Source organism: Lactiplantibacillus songbeiensis (assembly GCF_005405125.1).
GTDB lineage: Bacteria > Bacillota > Bacilli > Lactobacillales > Lactobacillaceae > Lactiplantibacillus > Lactiplantibacillus songbeiensis.
The window spans coordinates 38,681-54,751 of sequence record NZ_BJDL01000023.1; the positions used below are offsets into that span (position 1 = coordinate 38,681).

Sequence of the window (16,071 nt, forward strand, 5' to 3'; positions counted from 1 at the left end):
GACTTTATAAGTCTGCTTATGCTTGGGGCTAGTTGGTTTAAATTGCCACTCTGGTTGGCCCAGAATCAGCTGGAACGTAGTGGCCGCGTTTTCTAGCCACAGTGCGGTCTTGAAAGCCGGGCTTTAGCTAAGTCGGAAAATCACCGACCAAGATAAACGACACCACTGAGCGAACTCTGGTCCGCCCAGCGTTAGTTAATCAAGATTAATGATTATCTATTGTCGACCACAAATTTAGCCGAAAAGTTAGTTACTAAAATGCTCAGCTGTGGCGTTGGCCATCGTGCGAGTGTTCTGCTCGGCCTTAGAGTTTTGAAGGCCTCAACCTTAACTTCAAAATAACCCATGGCGTTCCAACATTTTAGCAACCAACCGTCAGGCGGCAATTTCAACTAACGCCGAGCATATATCAACTGATTTAAGCGTAAAAAAAGATCGCCAATGAAGGCGATCTTTCAAGTTAAGCATTAAGCTTGTTTTTCAATTTTAGTTTTACCATGCATGTAAGGTACCAAAACATCTGGGATCGTAATTGACCCATCTTCGTTTTGGTAGTTTTCCATAATCGCAGCAACCGTCCGACCAACTGCTAAGCCACTCCCGTTCAACGTATGAACGAATTGAAGCTTGCCGTCGTCATCTCGGTATTGGATATGGGCCCGGCGTGCTTGGAAATCAGTACAGTTCGAGCAACTTGAGATTTCACGATACTTGTCTTGTTCTGGGAACCAAACTTCCAAGTCATGCGTCATCGCAGCAGTAAAGCTCATGTCACCCGTGGTTAATGTAATCACGTGATATGGCAAATCGAGCTTCTTCAATAATGATTCTGCATTATTGGTCAACTTTTCAAGTTCATCCCATGAATCTTCTGGCTTCGTGAACTTAACCATTTCAACCTTATTGAATTGGTGCAACCGGATCAACCCTTTAGTATCACGACCGGCACTCCCGGCTTCTTCACGGAAGGCTGGTGATAAGGCCGTAAAGTAAACGGGTAACTTTTCAGCTGGAATCACTTCGTCACGGTAGTAGTTGACCAATGGCACTTCGGCTGTTGGAATCAAGCTTAAGTCCTGCGTCGTAATCCGGAAAGCGTCATCCTTAAACTTAGGGAATTGGCCGGTTCCATACATTGATTCATCAGTTACCATATATGGTGGCAAAACTTCTGTATACCCTTCGGCTTCATGTTGATCCAAGAAGAAGTTATAGACAGCGCGTTCCAACTTAGCGCCATCACCGATGTAGTATAAGAAACGGCTACCAGAAACTTTAGCTCCGCGTTCGAAGTCCAAGATACCTAAGTCTTCGCCAAGTTCCCAATGGGCTTTAGGTTCAAAATCAAACTTCCGTGGTGTCCCGATGCGACGTAATTCAACCGCATCTTCTTCTTTTAAGCTAATTGGCACATCTGGATGCGGCACATTCGGCAAATGGGCTGCCATATCTTGCACTTGGGCATCGGCTTTGCGACGATCATCATCTAACGTCTTGATTTCGGCACTAACTTGTTGCATTTCAGCGATTTGGGCACTGGCGTCTTCTTTATTCCGCTTTAATTGTGAAATTTCACCAGAAACTTGGTTCCGCGTCGACTTCAACTGTTCACTCTTGGCAATCAAGTCCCGGCGATCAGCATCGGCTTTGATCAAGTCATCAATCTGACTAGCAGCCACACCCCGGTGACCCAGCTGTTCTTTGAAGAAATCTGGTTTTTGACGAATCATTTTAACATCTAACATGAAAAAATCCTCCTTGACTAGCGATAAATTTAGATAAAAAAACAGTCTCTCCTCCCAATTGGGACGAAGAGACTGCAATTCGCGGTACCACCCAAGTTCAGGATCATCATGATCCCACCCTTAAACGGATAACGGCTCTGCCGTGCAGTATTACCTGCCCACTTTGTCGCGTCGGAGTTTCGACACCCGGTTCACACCATCCACCGGTTCTCTGACTGTCTACTTAAAACGCGCCGTGTTTAATATTCTTCTATACTATAAGGCATGTGCCACAAAAAGGCAACTAGCTTAAGCTGGCAACCTTATCATCGATCAACTGGATCACGTGTTGACGTGCATCGGCATCGGCGACGAAATCTAACTTATCACCATCGATTTGCATCTTCGGACTGTGATCATAGTTGGCATACCACTGGTCATACCGGTCATTCAGCGTCTGATAATACTTATATAACGCTGGGTCTTGATCGATTTGTTCATAAGAACGGCCCCGCTTTTGGATTCGTTTTAACATCGTTTCAAACGAAATATTAATATGAATCAATAAGTCAGGACTCTTTTGATGCGGTGCTTCCGGCAATTCTTGCATCATGTTATTTAATAAGGAATCGTAAATATCAACTTCCGTACTCGTGGCCCGGCCTAAATCACCATTTAAATGGAATAAGAGTGAGTCTTCGAAGATTGAGCGATCGAGGACATCTAGGTCGTTGGCAAAAGCGGACTTGATACTACCTAAGCGTTTATTCAAAAAGTAGATTTGTAATAAAAACGCGTATTTTTTCGGGTCCTTATAGAATAATGGCAAAATAGGATTGTCATCGACTGATTCGTAGAACGCTTTGGAACCAAAATGGTCCGCTACCAAATGCGTCAAACTAGTCTTGCCGGCACCGATTGTTCCTGACATTACAAGCATGGGGTTCTCTCCTTTTTAACGTACAATATTGTCTAGTTTCATTTAAAGCAACACTACATATTGTACGCACCCCGTCACCAAAATGCAATATCTGGTTGATATTTCCTAAATTACTTAGCGGCCTTTTCACGGGCTTTTAGCAAACTAACATATTGTTCGAGGGTTAAGTTGTGGGTCGTCATAAAGGCCGCACTCTTTTTACCTACATAACGGAAATGCCATGATTCATAATCAATCCCAGTTGACTTGGCGCCGCTCTTTGGAAATCGCAAAACAAACCCATAGTCTGGCGCATGCTTAATTAACCATTGTTGCCCTTTAGCTTTATCAGAACTGGATAAGAGCTGACTGTTATGGGCATTGAACCAACTGGTATTCATCACATCCGCGGCTAAGCCGGTCTGATGTTCACTCGCCCGTGGAATCGCCACGTATTCTTTCGTCAACTTCAAGGCCTGCTTTTCAGTCTTACCCTGTGCCTCATAATTCTCAATTGATTCATTCCAGACTTCTTTTTGATATTGGACAGACCGATAACCGGAGACTAAGGTGGCTGGATAACCGGCTCTTTCAGCGCCATTTAAAAAGGCGGTTAAGGGACTGACGATTGATTTGCGGACCGTGACCCCACCGACCGTTGCTTTATGAAACGTTAATTCATTATATTTGTGCCACTTATTGACCACGATCAGATTAGCATCGGTCGACTTAACACCCTTCGGTAACGCCTTAATCAGCTTTTGTTGTTTACTTTGGGTGGCGGTGGTCTTCACCGCACTCGTCTGATGGCCTTTGCTGCTAGCATTAGATGCCGAACAGCCGCCGAGCATCCCAGCCAATGACACTAAGGCCAAGCTCTTCAAAATCACATTCTTTAACATTATCTTCTCTCTGCCTTTCAACTTTCAGCGTAGCATACTCACACAACCGCATTCAGCTAATCACAATTATTTTGAAGTTACTTAACTATTCTGTAATATTTTTTGATTAACGTCAACTTAAGCTCAGATTACAATCATAATAAAAGACGAATTCACACCGTTAATGTGGTAACTTTCTTTAATTACCCTAACGCTGAGCTTGTTGCTGTTTGGTGCTATGGATGATTAGCAGTTTTCTCCAGGCTCCACAAGGTACAAAAAAGCGACTAAGCAAATTGCCCAGTCACTTTTAAACTGATTATTGATCTAAATGATGTTTGCTTAAATCAACTTTATCTAACGGAATCAGCTTTGTATGATACCGAATCTTGTAATAGAAGAACAGGATAATAAACAACGGGATACTCATGTAAGTGACCCCGATGGCTTGCCAATCCCAAGTCGCAAAGGAATGCAAGTCTTGGCCGATGATAACGACCATACATAAGAAGAACGCGAACAATGGGCCAAATGGGAATAATTTGGCATGATACCGCAATTCACTCACATGGTGGCCTTGCTTAATAAACGCTTGGCGGAATCGCAGATGTGAGATGGCAATCCCTAACCAAGCAATAAACCCGGTTAACCCACTCGCTGAAACTAAGAACAAGTAGATGCGATCACCGAACAAGCTTGAAAGGAAAGTTAACAAGCCAATGACCGTCGTCCCGAATAACGCCATAATTGGGATTCCACGGCGGTTGACGCGCCCAAAGGCTTTCGGAGCATACCCTTGTAAGGATAAGGAATATAACATCCGGGTTGAGGCGTACATCCCCGAGTTAGCGGCTGACAAGACGGATGTCAAGATAACGGCATTCATCACACTCGCCGCGGCGGCTAGCCCAGCCCGCTTGAAGACTAACGTAAAGGGACTGATGGCGATATCCGATGCTGAAGATCCCAATAGGTCTTTAGACGTATACGGAATAATCGCCGCAATGACGAAAATCGCTAAAATATAAAATAGTAAGATCCGCCAGAAGACTTGTTTGATGGCTGCTGGAATACTCTTTTCCGGCGTCGCTGATTCTCCAGCGGTAATCCCTATCAATTCGGTCCCTTGAAATGAGAACCCCGCCACAACGAAGACGCTTAAGATTGTAGGAATGCCACCGACAAACGGCGCCTTTTTCATTGTAAAGTTACTTAAGCCAGTCGCATGACCGCCCATAATCCCGAAGATGGTCAGTACCCCAACGACTAAGAAAATTAACACGGTCACCACTTTAATCAAGGATAACCAATATTCGGTTTCACCAAATGACCGTACAGAAAGGGCATTGATTGTAAAGATCAAGACTAAGGCAATCAGACTAAAGACCCAGCCCGGAATTTCCGGCAGCCAGAATTGCATGACAATCGCGGCCGTACTAATATCGACCGCTAACGTAATCGCCCAATTAAACCAATAGTTCCAGCCCATCGCAAAGCCCAACGCCGGATCAACGAATTGGGTCGAATAGGTAGAAAATGAGCCTGAAACGGGCAAGTAGGTCGCCATTTCACCTAAACTGGTCATCAAGAAATAAACCATGATTCCAATCCCAACATATGCTAACAAAGCCCCACCTGGACCAGCCGTTGAAATTGCGGAACCGGATGCCACAAACAAGCCGGTTCCAATACTACCACCTAAAGCAATCATGGAGAGATGGCGCGTCTGTAACGAGCGCTTCACTTCATGCTGTTGTTCTTCTGCCAAAGCAGCTACCTCCAAAAAATTTTGATTTATATCTAAAAGTGTTCACACCGATTCAGTGACCAGTGACCAAAATAAAAAGTCCCTTTGCAAACTGCGCAAAAAGACTTAATCAGATGGTTACCTAATGCTGATTTCATCGTCGATAGCGCCCCGCAGCGAAACTCCCGCTGCGACAGTCCTTGATTTATTCAACCAAGGCCCAACCTTAACTCGGGTGACCCGGGTTAAGATTTCGGCGATTGCCCCGTTCATTCAAGTTCATCGCTGGTCACTCCAGCTCCCTTGAATTACTATTGTTAATCGCGTCCTCTTCTTTCGATATACTCAACCATTATACAAAACCAACTGTGGTTTGACAACCTATTGTCGACGATTTAAAAACTGTTGATCGTGAGTCGGCGTCACGATTTGCAAGGCATTTAAGGCTTGCAACTGAACAACCCCAGTATCAATCCGATAACCACTGACATGACCGCCAAAACGGTGATCTTCATTTAGAAAATGTAAATGAAAGCCGGTTTGGGTCACGCCATGATAAAAGCTCGGTACATAATATCCGACCAAGGTCCCGGTAACGTTATGCGCCTCGAACTGGCGTTGGGCCGTTTGATCGGTCACCGCTGCGGAACGATTGACCGCCAACTGCATGGTTGCAAACGTCCCAGTCACTCGTAGCGCGACTAACACATTCTGATACGGATACAGCGAAAGTAGTTGCTGTTCAAAAACATGTTGATCAACATTTTCAAAAGTTTGCTCAATCGTTGGCTGGTTAGCATGTACCATCGCAAATGGGACTTTGACCGTGCCAGCTAAGGCTTGGGTCTTCCCGTTAGCTTGCGATTGATACGCTTGCCCATCTAAGATCGTCACATCGCCTGCTAACTGATCAGCGGCGCCAATCCCAGTATCACCGTGTGTTAATAACTGTGCTAACGTCTGATTACCCGCCACTACGCCTGCTTTTAGCGCAGCAACGGTACTATGTTGATATAATGTTGTTGCCATAAATTAGCCTTCTTTTCAATTTTAATAAAATTGATCAGGTAGCATCGTTTGGCCGAGTGCCTGATTATCGGAATAATCAATCGGAATATCGACAATGACTGGCCCATCCGTTGCAAATGCTTGATCCATCACTTTTTCCAAATCTTGTGGTTGATCGACACGTAAACCAGTCGCGCCAAAACTCTCCGCATACTTCACGAAGTCAACCGGGCCAAAGCTGACCGCAGCGTCTTGACCATACTTCATCTCTTCTTGGAACTTAACCATATCATAGTTACCATCATTCCAAATCAATTGAACGATGTTTAAATTCAAGCGTACTGCCGTTTCTAGTTCTTGCCCAGAAAAGAGGAAGCCACCATCGCCTGCAACTGAAACGATTTGCGTATTTGGGCGCACTAACGCTGCCGCAATCGCCCAAGGTAACGCCACGCCTAAAGTCTGCATCCCGTTACTGAACAACAAGTGCCGAGGTTCATAACTCCGGAAATGCCGGGCCATCCAGATGTAGAAGCTCCCAACATCCACGGTCACCGTCATCTCGTCAGTCACCCGCTTTTGCAAAGCTGAAATCACGGATAATGGATGGTTTAAGCCAGACTTTTCATCAATATTTGGCACGAAATCACGCGTTTGCAACCGTTCTTGCAAGTCACCCAAATAAGTCTTCGCGTCATCACTAATATCATACCCTTGCATATAGGGTAACAAAAAGTCGAGGGTTTGGGCAATATCCCCAACTAATTCAGTCTCTGGTTGGAAGTTATGGTCCAGTTCAGCCCGCATGGCATCGATAACCACGATCCGGGCTTTGCCTTCCGCATTCCAGTTCCGTGGTTCATATTCGATTGGATCATAACCAATCGCAATCACTAAGTCAGACTTCTTTAAGAGCATATCCCCTGGTTGGTTCCGGAATAAGCCGACGCGGCCAAAGAAATGTTGAGCTTCTAGGTCACGTGAAATAACCCCGGCTGCTTGGAACGTTTCAACAACTGGCAAGTTCGCTGCTGTCACTAAATTCCGAATGGCTTTGGTTACTTCTGGTGAAGAAGCCCGCATCCCTACTAATAAGACGGGTAACTTAGCAGCTTTGATCTTTTGTGCCAATAACGTGGCTTCGACTGGACTAGCTGGGCCAAGCTTCGGCGCTTGCATCGGTTGAATCACCGAACTGCGTACTAATGAGTCCGTCACATCTTGAGGGATGCTGACAAAGCTGGCCCCTTGTTTAGCAGCTACGGCTTCTTGATACGCATTCGCTAAGACTTCTGACACATTTTCTGGTTCTTGAACTTCAGCGCTATACTTCGTAATCGGTTCGAACAACGCCGCGTTATCCATACTTTGATGGGTCAAACGTAATAGATCGGCCCGTTGAACTTGTCCAGAAATGGCCAAGACCGGGTCACCTTCAGCTGTCGCCGTAACTAAACCCGTAGCTAAATTACTAGCCCCAGGACCAGAAGTTGTCATCACAACCCCTGGCTTCCCAGTAATCCGGCCAATACCGGCCGCAATAAAGGCCGCGTTTTGTTCGTGACGCGTCACGATCAACTTGGGGGCTTTCGGATTCACTGGATGTTCCAGCCGTTCAAAGACCCGATCAATCTTGGCGCCGGGAATCCCGAACACATACTTAACGTTGTGGTTAACTAAACTGTCGACGATCGCGTCGGCACCATAATACTTTTTATCTGCCATTTTTTTGTTCGCTCCTGTTTGTGAAAATTATTGTTAGAATACCATAGATAGACGTGTAATAACAGCGTTTCCGTTCTTGTGAAAAAGGTTATCTGCTTGGGCTAAACCACTAAAACGTGTTCCCCCTTGCTTTTGCCGTGACAGGTTGCCGTAACCGCATACAATTTCAGCTAACTTTGTAGTGTCACTCACTTATTCCCCCGCATGTGGGCTAATAAGTCATTCAACAACCCCATTTTATCGGCCGTTTGATCATTCCAATCTAAGACTGGAATCTGTGGCACCACTAGTAACTCCTTAATTAAGGTGGCTATTTTTTGTTGACTCAAAAAATCCAGCCACCGTTGATCGGCTTGTGAAAAAATCGCATTGACGACTTTCGTCCCTTCATCGGCCACTGGTTCCACATCTTTAAAGACTTGATCAAAGTAGCCGTGATCTGGAAAGGTATGCAACGGTCCTTCAATCGCCAAGACCACGTCTTTAATGGTGATTTTTTCAGGTGAACGCGATAGGCGGACCCCGCCATTGTTGCCACTCGTTGAGGCCACCAATTCAGCCACGACCAACTTACGAATAATCTTGCGTAAATAAGTGGCTGAACCACCAATACGGTCATGGATGGCCGCTGACGTCAATGGAATATCGGGGCGTTGCGTCGCCAACAACACGAGAATACAAGCGGCCTGTTCAAAAGATTTAGCCAGCTGCATGGTCGTCGCCTCCCACTGTGGCTTGTGGTGCCAACTGTTCAAAGAAGAGTTCCGTTTGACCAGCCCCAAATTGCGCATAGCTTGGATGTGTGACTTGATCGTACTGCTCAAAACCGGCATGCTCTAAAATATGCCGTGAAGCAACATTGGATGCTAAACAACTGGCCGTGATACGCGCCAACTGTAAATCTTGAAATCCATAACGTCGCAATAAATGCACCGCCGCTGTCATATAGCCTTGATGCCAGTAGTTGGCATTTAACATATACCCCATATCCATTTGGCGTGGTGCCGGTTCGCCTTGATTATTCATCCGCTCATACAACCCAACACTGCCGATAACTTTATCAGTTGCCACCAAAACCATCGCAAAAACTTGCGGTTGCTGTAACTGCCGCCCTAATAAATACTGTGCTTCCATCATATCATTGACCGGTGTAAAACCAGCATTGACCGCAATATCGCGATTTTGCACCATTTCAAAATAGTCGGCCACGTCGGTCACTTGAAATGGGCGGAGTCGGATTTGTTCATTATGTAAATTCGTGGTCACCATTAACATATCGGTCCCACCTTTCTTACGTTATAATGATCCTGTATCAACAATATCAATTGAGGTGATTGCATGCAAGTGATTCAACAAAAATTAGCCGCACCGCATGTCGAACTGGTCGGCTTATTGCGTGATCCAGATCAAAATGCCCATTTAACCAAGCTCCCCGCGATCATTATCGTTCCCGGTGGCTCGTATACCCATATTCCGCGTGAACAGGCTGAAAGTTTGGCCCTAGCTTTTGCTGGGCACGGCTATCAAGCCTTTTATTTACGGTATTCCTTTGTCAATGAGCATGTTCCGCTCGGCTTAAACCCGGTTTGGGACTTAGGACGGGCTATTCAACAACTCCATCAACATGCCGAGGCATGGCAACTAGACCCTGATCAAATTACAGCGGCCGGCTTTAGCGTTGGCGGTCATATCGTGGCCCTATACAACGACTACTGGCACGATCAAGTCGCTGAAAAACTGCAAGCGCCAGTAGCTGAGTTAACACTGGCTAATACGATTTTAAGCTATCCAGTCATTAGTCCATTGCTTGGCTTCCCTAAAGATGCGGCTACTCTAGCTAAATGGACGACTGAGCCGCAACAATTAGCGGCTGAACAACACGTTAATGCGAATAACCGGCCAACCTTTATTTGGGGCACCACCGATGATCCCATCGTTCCGGCCCAAAATGCCTTAGCTTATGCGACTGCCTTGGCTACCGCTAATATTACTTATGAACTACATCTTTTCCAACATGGTCCCCATGGCTTAGCGTTGGCTAACTCACAGACCGCTTGGAAACCAGACGCCAAACAGCCCCACGCCGCGCATTGGTTGACCTTGGCCTTAGAATGGTTAACTGCTCAACGCGAGGGCTAGCAAGTGTCAACTACTACGCTTGGTACTAGTTGAAATTGTCGCCTGCCGGTTGGTTCCTAAAACGCTGGAACGCCATGGGCCATTTTGAAGCCAAAGTTCGGTCTTCCAAACTGGCCTTGGCCTAAGTCCGAGCATTTTAGGAACCAACCTCTCGGCTAAATTTGTTGATTGAACATTTTATAAATATCGACTAACTAACGGCGGGCGGGCCAGAATTGGCTCAGTGGTGTCGTTTGACTTAGCCGGTGATTTTTCCGGGTTAGTCAAAGCCCGGCTTGTGAGACCGCTCTTCGGCTCACAAACGTGGCCACCACGTTCCAGCCGATTCTGGACCAACCAGAGTGGCAATTTAAACCAACTAGCACCAAGCGTGTCATCTACTATATAAGGTCACTTTCCAAATTTACTTGATCATCATAGGCACAAAAAAGGTCGTTACTGTCTTTTCAGCAACGACCTTTTAATTTATAAGTACGACCGGTAAAACAGTCGCCATTTTAATAATTTCCGGGCATATAAAACGTATAGCCATTCCATCACTTCTAGCCAAACCCAGCCTAGTAACAGCGCCCCGACTGTATCAGTCGGATAATGGGCCTGCAAGTAGACCCGCGACAACATGACTAGAATCAGCCAAGCCACACTAGCTGCTTGCAACGCATCGGCCCAACGATAACTAGGTAACTCCGGCACAACCAAAATAACCACTACGGAAACTAACATAAACGTTCCTAAAACGTGACCACTCGGATAACTATAGCCCGTATCTGACGCCAGATGTCCTAATGGCCGGGCTCGTGCCACTAAATGCTTAAAAATAAACTCGAAGATATTCCCACCAGCAAGTAATGCCAGTGCCCAGAACGCTTGAATTTTATATTTAAACCCATACAGCACAAAGGCCAATATGACCATCCACACGATATCGCGCCCTGGTGAAGCTAGCCACGAAATCACGGTGAACACGCCCGTAAAGAACCCGTTTTGCCAGACTGTCACAATGGACGTTACCCCGGCATCAAGTAGATCAATGCCAACCGCACCATCACTAATAAAATAGCTCAGATAGGCAAATAGAATGACTGCAATGACAAATTTGACCGGCCGACTACGCGACTTATCGATCATCAAGACAAGAACCCCCATTAATTTAGCAATTATGGAAATTATACCATAACCCCCGCCGTCACCGTAGTATCGCCATCAATTTGTTAGTGAACATTAAAATATCTCAAAGATATCAAAAATTTATCGTTTATTAATATAAAAACAGTTATTATTGGTTTGACCTTAGAAATTTTCGGTATTTTTTTCAAACTCAATTAAGTTTCAGATAATGGGGAAAAATGCTAAACTATGGGTAGTCTTTACATAACCAATGGAGGAAATGTTCATGGAAGATATGCCAAGCAGATCACAGATGCATCAACAGGAAAGCCCAAACGGCGGCGGTCCCAAGAAGAAACATCCCGTTCGTAATATTATTTTAATTGTTATCGCCGTGTTAATCGTGGGGATTGGTGCCTTTGCAGCACGGACGTACTTTAACGCAAAAAACGCCGCTAAAATCGTCTATCAAAGCAGTGGCATTAAGAAGTCTCGGAATACCAGTGCCGTCTTAAACGGTAAGAAGCCGGTTTCCATCTTGTTACTCGGGACTGATACTGGGGCCCTCGGTCGAGATTATAAAGGCCGAACTGATACGATCATTGTGGCAACTATTAACCCGTCGACTAAAACGACCACGTTAATGAGCTTGCCACGAGATTCAGAAGTCGCAATCTCTGGTTTTGAACAAGATTTCCCAGCTAAATTAAACGCAGCCTATGCTTATGGGAGTGCCGGGACAACCATCAAGACGGTTCAAAAATGGTTGAATGTGCCAATTGACTACTACGCTTTGATCAACATGGGTGGTATGAAGAAAGTTGTTGATGAAATCGGCGGCGTGGATATTTCGCCAATCCGGACCTTTAGCTATGAAGGTTATCATTTCGTCAAGGGCAACAAAGTGCATATGAACGGCGCCAAAGCCTTAGCCTACTCACGGATGCGTTATGACGATCCATTAGGTGATTACGGTCGGCAACAACGGCAACGGCAATTGATTACTGCCATTATTAGTGAAAGTGCCAACGCCACTAACTTGATGAAGCAAGGATTCATGAAGTCCATTGCCAAACAAACGCGGACTGATTTAACTTTTGGTAACTTAACGAGCATTGTCACGAATTACCGAACTGCCACTAAGAACATCGTCTCTGACCATGCCCAAGGTAGCGGTAAGATGCTTGATGGCCAATCATTTGAAGTCGTCCCACAATCTGAAAAGCAACGGGTTACAAACGTCTTACGGAAGTCACTTGATCTAAAAGCAGCGACGACCGGTGAGAAATACGCTAACAAATAATCACTAAATAACGCCAAAGTAAAAGCATCGCGGACGAATAAAAGTCCCGATGCTTTTATTTTTTGCGTACTCAATGTTTGGCGCTATTCAAAATTGCCGCCTGCCGGTTGGTTTGTGGTCGACAGTAGATCATCATTAATTATCGTTAACTAACGCCGGGCAGGCCAGAATTGGCTCAGTGGTGTCGTTTATCTTGGTCGGTGGTTTTCCGACTTAGATAAAGCCCGGCTTTCGAGACCACCCTTCGGCTCGAAAACATGGTCACCACGTTCCAGCCGATTCTGGCCCAACCAGAGTGACAATTTAAGCCAATTAGCACCAAGTATGGCTTATAACAATTTAAATCGTCGCCATTGTAACAAACAAAAGGCAATTAACCGGTTAAATAACTCCGCAACCAGAAAACCGACTGCAATCGCCCCAGTAATCGTCACGACTTGTAACGTAAAGCCGATTGCGGCTCGATAATTACCCAATGCAAAGTTACGAACCATCTGATAGGCTTGGCTCCCCGGCACAAATGAGACCAGACTGGGAATATTAAAGATTATCGAGGGCATTTTCTTATAATGTGCTGCTAAATTACTTAACACGCCAATCCCGACTGAACCAATAAAGCTACCTAAAACGACCCCACCATCAAATACTTGCACGATTAAGTAGGCACCCCAGGTTAGCGTGCCAATCCAACCGGCAATATTGAGGGCACGCCGAGGGATATTAATAATTAGTCCAAAACCAAGGACGGCAATATAGGCTAATACGAGCTGACCGAACCAATTCATAGCGTCCCCTGCTATGCAAAACATGGAGAAATGTAGAAAAACATTACTGATTTCCACATTTGGAAAGGTTGCATATTTCCTTTCTTTTATTTTGCTTACTACCGTTATAACGTTGGTATTCCAGTATTTCTAGTTAGAAATACCACATTGACCAGCTATGATAGTTTAAGGGCTAAGCCAACCCCTTCGTTTTTATTTTTTAGATCAAAGCTAATAGATTGGCCACGGCGTTTTCGTCACGCTCAAGTTTAGCCCCACAATGGTAACAGTCATATTCATTATGTCGAGTACCATGCCAGCGATTGCCTTGTAAACCAACTTTGTCTTCGCCTTGCTTAGTGAAGCCACAAACTGAACAACGCTGTGTGGATGGATAAAGTCGATCTGCTAGGACCAACCTTTTTCCATACCATTGGCATTTATAAGTCAGTAGCTGACGGAAATAACCAAACATCGAGCGATGCAGACCTTTCGATGCGACATGGGTCATCTGCATTTCCTTCACGGCTAGGTCCTCAATCACAATCGTGTCAAATTGAGTAACCAGCATGGTCGTAAACTTATGCATCAGGTCATGCTGGCAATCAGCAACTTTACGATAGTCTCGTTGCAACTTGTTTTTCGTTGCAAGATAGGCTTTCGTTTTAGTTGCTTGTTTCCCATTAACTTGACGTTTACGTGCCAATTGACGTTGATAGAACTTAATCCGGCTGTATAAACGCATCAACTTGAAGGGCAGTGTTTTTAACACACCTAACGTATAGTTTAAGTGACCGACATTCACATCTACAGCTGTCACTTGATTTGTCTTAACTTTCGGCTTAATTGTCACTTCAAGATTCAGGCAGGCCCAATAGATACCATTTTCACGATAAATACTAACAGACTTTAACTTACCGCTTAAATCCACCTGTTTATTGAAGCGAATGTCGTACCAATCCTTGACACCACGTGGCTTATCCAACCGTAATTTACCCGCGACTAACTTAGAACGGTCAGTTTTGAAGCCTTGGCGCGGTGCTCGCTTGGACTTGAATTTTGGTCGCCCCCAATCAGGTTGAGCTTGATCAAAAAAATTCTGCCAGGCGGTTCCTAAATCAGCAACCGCTAATTGCAAGGTCCGAGCTGATAAGCCATATTGCCAATCGGCTTTGTTTGCTACTAATTCATTGCGTACCAATCGTGGATTAGGTTTCGAATTATCGTCAGCATTTAAGCAATAGGCTTCGTATAAGTCATTCCAGGTTGCCAGTGCATTGTTCCAGCAATAGCGTCGATAATTACATAAATCATTGAGTACCATCTGCATATGATTGTTAGGAGATAATCTGACCTTCTGGGTTCTAATCATACTAATAAGCACCTCAACATCGATAAAAGTTAGCGTAAACAATCATTCATTACGTTACTCAATCAATATAGCATAATAACTCGAAGCTAATCCTGATTTTACACAATCTATACCTACTTTACACGATTAATACAAAGGTAGCTGGCCATTGTGGTGATCAATCCATACTATCCAACTCCATGTTTGCTTTCTTTAGATAATATGAGCATTTTTCTATAAAACACCATGTTTTACTATATTTTAGCTAACAGTTATCGTCCTCCTTAAAAAAGTGTGATGACCACGGCAATGCCAAAACCAAGCGCCGCGGCACTAATCATCGCTTCAACAGCCCGCGCCGGACCACTCACAAAATTACCGGCTAAAATATCACGTACTGCATTCGTCAATGGCACTCCGGGGACTAGCGGCATTAATGCCCCGATAATAATATCGTCGACATTCGTCCCCCACCCCCATTGAACCAACCATTCCGCCGCAACTCCAATCACTAGTGCAGCGACTAATTCGCTCAAAAATTTAATTTTTAAATAACGGTTCAATAAGTAAAAGACTAAGTAACCGACAACCCCAATCACAACGGTCGGCCAAGTATTCTCGACTTCGTGCCGAAACATGATCATCAACGGCCCACTGACTAATGCCGCTCCAACCAATTGTAGCCAGAGTGGAAATGACCGTGACGCTTGATCTAATTGATTGAGTCGCCGATGTAAGGTGGGCAAATCAATGGTCTGATCGGCGAAAGCCCGTGAGAGCTGATTAACTTGCGCGACTTTCTCCAAATCAATCGTCCGCTTATTGACCGCAGCAATCTGAGTCGCATTCCGCCCTTGAATCGACATCATCACACCAGTAATTGTCACGTAAGTATTGGCTTGCACGACGCCAGCATTTTGGGCAATGCGAATCATCGTATCATCGACCCGTGAAATCTCAGAACCATTTTCAACCATGATTTTACCGGCTTTTAAACAAGTCGCAATAATTAATTCATCCGTGGTCATCATCCGACTGGCCCCCTACTTTTTAATACTTTAACTTTAAGCTAAAAACGGTCAGTCGCCTACCCTAAATCATTAAAAAACGCAAAAAAAATCGGCCAACGAAGTTTCCTTCGTCAGTCGATTTTCCGAAACTCCTATAAAGTAGGAGTTAGCCGTTTAAGCTGTTAATTAGTCTTTTGTAACGTTAACTGCTTGTGGGCCACGATCGCTTTCTTCAACGTCGAATGATACAGCTTGGCCTTCTTCAAGAGTCTTGAAGCCGTCTTCTTGGATAGCTGAGAAATGTACGAATACATCGCTACCGTTTTCGCGAGTGATAAAACCAAAGCCTTTATCGGCGTTAAACCATTTAACTGTTCCATGTTCCATAATAAA

Annotated in this window: 15 protein-coding genes and 1 riboswitch; of the genes, 2 read left to right on the forward strand and 13 right to left on the reverse strand. The window is 44.9% G+C overall.

Going from position 1 to position 16,071, the window contains the following annotated elements; genetic code table 11:
* Window positions 1–467 precede the first annotated feature (467 nt).
* From serS to FFM77_RS09645, 8 genes are all read right to left on the reverse strand, one after another.
* Window positions 468–1,745, reverse strand: a complete 1,278-nt coding sequence (serS, locus tag FFM77_RS09610) for a serine--tRNA ligase (RefSeq protein WP_137635545.1) — start codon at window positions 1,743–1,745, stop codon at window positions 468–470.
* Window positions 1,746–2,028: 283 nt separating this feature from the next.
* Window positions 2,029–2,664, reverse strand: a complete 636-nt coding sequence (locus tag FFM77_RS09615; protein ID WP_137635546.1) for a deoxynucleoside kinase — start codon at window positions 2,662–2,664, stop codon at window positions 2,029–2,031.
* 110 nt (window positions 2,665–2,774) lie between these two features.
* Window positions 2,775–3,545 carry a M15 family metallopeptidase gene (locus FFM77_RS09620; RefSeq protein WP_137635547.1) on the reverse strand — a complete coding sequence of 257 codons (771 nt, stop codon included), beginning with the start codon at window positions 3,543–3,545 and terminating at the stop codon, window positions 2,775–2,777.
* A gap of 298 nt (window positions 3,546–3,843) precedes the next feature.
* Window positions 3,844–5,292 carry an amino acid permease gene (locus tag FFM77_RS09625; protein WP_137635548.1) on the reverse strand — a complete coding sequence of 483 codons (1,449 nt, stop codon included), beginning with the start codon at window positions 5,290–5,292 and terminating at the stop codon, window positions 3,844–3,846.
* Window positions 5,293–5,427: 135 nt separating this feature from the next.
* Window positions 5,428–5,612: riboswitch (Lysine riboswitch) on the reverse strand.
* A 40-nt stretch (window positions 5,613–5,652) separates the two neighbouring features.
* Window positions 5,653–6,300, reverse strand: coding sequence for an acetolactate decarboxylase (locus FFM77_RS09630; RefSeq protein WP_137635549.1), 648 nt, complete (start codon window positions 6,298–6,300; stop codon window positions 5,653–5,655).
* A 21-nt stretch (window positions 6,301–6,321) separates the two neighbouring features.
* A complete protein-coding gene (gene alsS, locus FFM77_RS09635) occupies window positions 6,322–8,004 on the reverse strand; it encodes an acetolactate synthase AlsS (protein ID WP_137635550.1) in 1,683 nt (560 codons plus the stop codon).
* Window positions 8,005–8,192: 188 nt separating this feature from the next.
* Window positions 8,193–8,717 (reverse strand): Rrf2 family transcriptional regulator, encoded by a 525-nt coding sequence (locus tag FFM77_RS09640; protein ID WP_137635551.1) that lies wholly within the window; start codon window positions 8,715–8,717, stop codon window positions 8,193–8,195.
* Window positions 8,704–9,279, reverse strand: coding sequence for a GNAT family N-acetyltransferase (locus FFM77_RS09645; protein ID WP_137635552.1), 576 nt, complete (start codon window positions 9,277–9,279; stop codon window positions 8,704–8,706). Before FFM77_RS09645 ends, FFM77_RS09640 begins: the two co-directional genes overlap by 14 nt.
* 63 nt (window positions 9,280–9,342) lie before the next feature.
* On the opposite strand from FFM77_RS09645, the gene FFM77_RS09650 reads away from it, so the two are divergent.
* Complete coding sequence (locus FFM77_RS09650) at window positions 9,343–10,143, forward strand: lp_1002 family arylesterase (protein WP_137635553.1); 801 nt, start codon at window positions 9,343–9,345, stop codon at window positions 10,141–10,143.
* A gap of 465 nt (window positions 10,144–10,608) precedes the next feature.
* On the opposite strand, the gene FFM77_RS09655 is transcribed toward FFM77_RS09650, so the two are convergent.
* Window positions 10,609–11,271, reverse strand: a complete 663-nt coding sequence (locus FFM77_RS09655) for a phosphatase PAP2 family protein (RefSeq protein WP_137635583.1) — start codon at window positions 11,269–11,271, stop codon at window positions 10,609–10,611.
* Window positions 11,272–11,536: 265 nt separating this feature from the next.
* On the opposite strand from FFM77_RS09655, the gene FFM77_RS09660 reads away from it, so the two are divergent.
* Window positions 11,537–12,553: an LCP family glycopolymer transferase gene (locus FFM77_RS09660; RefSeq protein WP_137635554.1), complete on the forward strand. Its 1,017-nt coding sequence runs from the start codon at window positions 11,537–11,539 to the stop codon at window positions 12,551–12,553.
* Window positions 12,554–12,882: 329 nt separating this feature from the next.
* On the opposite strand, the gene FFM77_RS09665 is transcribed toward FFM77_RS09660, so the two are convergent.
* The 4 genes from FFM77_RS09665 to FFM77_RS09680 form a co-directional block, all read right to left on the reverse strand.
* Entirely contained in the window at window positions 12,883–13,338 is a 456-nt protein-coding gene (locus tag FFM77_RS09665; protein WP_137635555.1) for a threonine/serine exporter family protein, read from the reverse strand.
* A gap of 199 nt (window positions 13,339–13,537) precedes the next feature.
* On the reverse strand, window positions 13,538–14,689 hold the full coding sequence (locus FFM77_RS09670) for an RNA-guided endonuclease InsQ/TnpB family protein (RefSeq protein WP_137635556.1): 1,152 nt from the start codon (window positions 14,687–14,689) through the stop codon (window positions 13,538–13,540).
* A gap of 263 nt (window positions 14,690–14,952) precedes the next feature.
* Entirely contained in the window at window positions 14,953–15,696 is a 744-nt protein-coding gene (locus FFM77_RS09675) for a threonine/serine exporter family protein (protein WP_137635584.1), read from the reverse strand.
* Between the two features lie 168 nt (window positions 15,697–15,864).
* Window positions 15,865–16,065 (reverse strand): cold-shock protein, encoded by a 201-nt coding sequence (locus tag FFM77_RS09680; protein WP_137617075.1) that lies wholly within the window; start codon window positions 16,063–16,065, stop codon window positions 15,865–15,867.
* Between the last annotated feature and the right edge of the window lie 6 nt (window positions 16,066–16,071).